Source organism: Streptomyces sp. E2N166 (assembly GCF_003671715.1).
Taxonomy (GTDB): Bacteria; Actinomycetota; Actinomycetes; order Streptomycetales; family Streptomycetaceae; genus Streptomyces; species Streptomyces thinghirensis.
In genome coordinates, this window is the sequence record NZ_RAIF01000006.1 from 805,176 (window position 1) to 808,305 (window position 3,130).

Sequence of the window (3,130 nt, forward strand, 5' to 3'; positions counted from 1 at the left end):
CCGGCGGCCCCCGCACCGGGCACCTGCGGGCGTCCCCGGCGGCCCCCGCACCGGGCACCCGCCGGGGACGCCCGGCACACCGGAACCGTCCCCTGAGCGGCCCACACACTTGCCCCATTCGCGCGACTGCGATCGCGCCTACGTGCACGGTTTCCTAGCGTTTCGGACATCGAGGTGCATTTCTGGCGCGAGCGGAACAGGTCCGCCGCTGCTCCTCGGGGACCCGGAGGATTCACCATGCGCGCGATACCCGCCGCCTCGGTCGCTCTGCTGGGCGTCGCCGCCCTTTCCGCCTGCGTACCGGCCGGGGCTGCCGTAGGGGGCAGCAGTTCGACGTTCGGCTTCACCGTCCACCCCGCCACGGTCGCGCCGGGCGGCGAGGTCACGCTCGGGGTGGGCCGCGGTGCCGACGGCTGCCGAGGACGCGTCACGGTCTCGTCGGCGGTGTTCGACACGGTCACCATCCCGCGGCACGAGTCGTCCGCGACGGCACAGGTCGACCGGGACGCCAGACGTGGGGCGGTCTACCAGGTGACGTTCGCCTGCGCCAAGACGACCGGCACCGTGAACCTGACCATCGCGGACCACCACTCCGACCACCCCACGCACGAGCCCCGCCACCCCTCCAAGGGCGTGCACGCCGGCGAGGGCGGCAGCGTCGCCGGGCTCGACGTGAAGGAGATCGGGCTCGGCGCCCTGCTCATCGCGGGCTCGGTCGGCGCGGCCTACCACCTCTCGCGCCGCCGCTCCGCCGGGGACGGCGGCTGACATCCCCTGCCGCGTGCCGGACAGGGCTTCGCCCCGGATCCACAACGGGTCCGGGGCGAAGCCCTGTCGACGTGCGACGTGCGATCCGGCCGTGCGACGCCGGCGCGCGGTCCGAAGGGGTTGGACGGACCCGCCTGCGCGGGCGGGCCCGTACGGTGCCCTGCAGAACGGGCGGGACGGTTCAGATACGCCGCTCGGCCCGGCGGCGCAACCAGAACAGGCCACCACCGGCGGCGGCCGCGGCGACGAGCCCGCCGCCGATCGCGATGTCGGTCGGGGTCGCCCCGCTGGAGCTGCTGCCGCCGACGCCGCCGCGGACGCCGCCGATGACGGTGAAGGCCGCCGGACGCGTCAGTCGCCGGCCCGAGCAGTTGACGGTGATGTCGTAAGAGCCCGGCCGGGCGTCCTCCCTGATGGTGGCGGTGCCCCTGGAGGTCTCGTTGGCACCCCTGACCGGGGTCAGGTGGGTCGTCCGGAACGCGTCCGAGGTCATCGTGCCGCCCTGCGGGCAGCCGTCGACCGTGACGGTCATCTGACCGCCGCGGGCGATCACACTGGGCAGCGCGACGATGTTGGACGGCTGGTTGTGGTCGCCGCCGGCGGTGGCCGTGGGGGCGGCCAGCCCGAGGACAGCGACCGCGGCGCCGGCTGCCGCGAGGGCACGAGTGTTACGCATGTGATCCTCCGCGGAAGACGCCCCGGGTCCCGTCCCCGGTCGATCGGCGAGAAAGCGCCTCCCAGAAAGACCCTCAGTTGACCTGCGCGGAGCCGCATTTCGGGAATGGTCCGTCCTGGTGAGGGGGCATACCGGACCGGTGCCGCGCGAGTGGATATCGCCGCAGGTCACGGACCGTCAGAGATTTCCTGCCGGGGAAATCCCGGATGGCTCATGGAAGGGGTGGGCGCCACCCGTTCGCCGCCGCCCCGTCGCCGGTCGGGCACCCGGCGCTTAGCGTGCTCGTATGCGCGAATGACACGGCGACGGCCGCGTCGAGAGGGGATGGCGAATGTATGCGTCCGAGTTGGCCGAAGAGGAGGAGCGGACCAGGAAGCGCGCTCCCTGGGGCGTGATAGCGCTTGTTCTGCTGACCGGGCTCGCGCTCATCCGGAACGGTTCGGGGGAATTCGACGCGGGCCCCCCGCAGCCGGCGTCGGCCGCCGCCTCGGACACCCGGGTCGAAGGGGGCGACGGCGCCGCCGCGGGCGTCACGCCGCTGCCGTACTCGGTGCCCGACCGGGTCGGCATTCCCGCCATCCAGGTGGACGCGCCGATGATGCCCGTCGGTCTCGACGCGGACGGCTGGGTCGGCGCTCCGCCGCCCGAGGACCCGAATCTGGCCGGCTGGTTCACCGGCGCGGTCTCCCCCGGGGAAAAGGGCACCGCGGTCGTCGTGGGCCATGTCGACAACCAACAGGGTCCCGCCGTCTTCTACGGGCTCGGGGCGCTGAAAAAGGGAAACAAGGTCGACGTGCACCGCCAGGACGGAAAGACGGCGGTCTTCGAGATCTACGGCATCGAGGTATTCGAGAAGGACGATTTCCCCGGCGACCGGGTGTACGCCTCCAAGGGCAGCCCGGAATTGCGGGTCATCACCTGCGGTGGCGGTTTCTCGAAGCAGAACGGATACGAGGGGAACGTCGTCGCCTTCGCCCGCATGACCGGGATCCGCTGAGCGTGCCCCGGCCGGGCGGGCGTCGCGGGCGTCAGACGTAACGCCGCCGGGGGACGGTGAGGTGGTAGCCGGAGTCCAGCAGCTCCGGCAGGTAGGAGCGCAGGGCGCGGACACTCTGCGAGCGGTCGCCCCCGGCGTCGTGCGAGAGCACCACGACGCCGGGGGCGGCGCCGTCCTCGACCCGGTCGACGATGGTGCCGGTGCCGGGGGTGGTCCAGTCGAGGGTGTCCACGGTCCAGGCGAGCGGCTCCATGCCGAGTTCGGCGCCGAGTTGGAAGGCCGCGCGGTTCCACGCTCCGTACGGGGCCCGGAACCACCGGGGCGCCTCGCCGTAGGCCTGCTCGACGACCTCGCTCGTGCGCTCCATCTCGGCACGGATGCGGCTGCGGCCGAGGCCGGTCAGCAGCGGGTGGGACCAGGTGTGGTTGCCGACGACGTGCCCTTCGTCCGCCATCCGGGACAGCAGGTCCCTGTTGTAGTCCGCCATCTCGCCGCACACGAAGAACGTCGCGCGCACGTCGTACTTCGCCAGGGTGTCCAGGATGTCCGGGGTGTAGCGGGGGTCGGGCCCGTCGTCGAAGGTGAGCAGCATGGTGCGGCCCCGGCCCGACACGCGCAGGATCGGTTCGCTGCGCACCGGGGGCCGCGCGGGCGCGGCCCGTGGCGCACCGTATCCGGTCAAGGGCTGA

The 3,130-nt window shown here is 72.7% G+C and carries 4 protein-coding genes; 2 read left to right on the top strand and 2 right to left on the bottom strand.

The features are described 5' to 3' along the window. Nucleotides 1-237 precede the first annotated feature (237 nt). On the top strand, nt 238-768 hold the full coding sequence (locus EBH09_RS04165; RefSeq protein ID WP_121745628.1) for a hypothetical protein: 531 nt from the start codon (nt 238-240) through the stop codon (nt 766-768). Between the two features lie 181 nt (nt 769-949). On the opposite strand, the gene EBH09_RS04170 is transcribed toward EBH09_RS04165, so the two are convergent. Next, the gene (locus EBH09_RS04170) at nt 950-1,444 is read right to left on the bottom strand and encodes a hypothetical protein (RefSeq protein ID WP_193776099.1); all 495 of its coding nucleotides are present in this window, start codon (nt 1,442-1,444) and stop codon (nt 950-952) included. Between the two features lie 331 nt (nt 1,445-1,775). On the opposite strand from EBH09_RS04170, the gene EBH09_RS04175 reads away from it, so the two are divergent. After that, entirely contained in the window at nt 1,776-2,441 is a 666-nt protein-coding gene (locus EBH09_RS04175; protein WP_121745629.1) for a class F sortase, read from the top strand. A gap of 31 nt (nt 2,442-2,472) precedes the next feature. On the opposite strand, the gene EBH09_RS04180 is transcribed toward EBH09_RS04175, so the two are convergent. Further along, the coding region (locus EBH09_RS04180; protein ID WP_238697177.1) for a polysaccharide deacetylase family protein at nt 2,473-3,130 on the bottom strand (658 nt) is incomplete at its 5' end.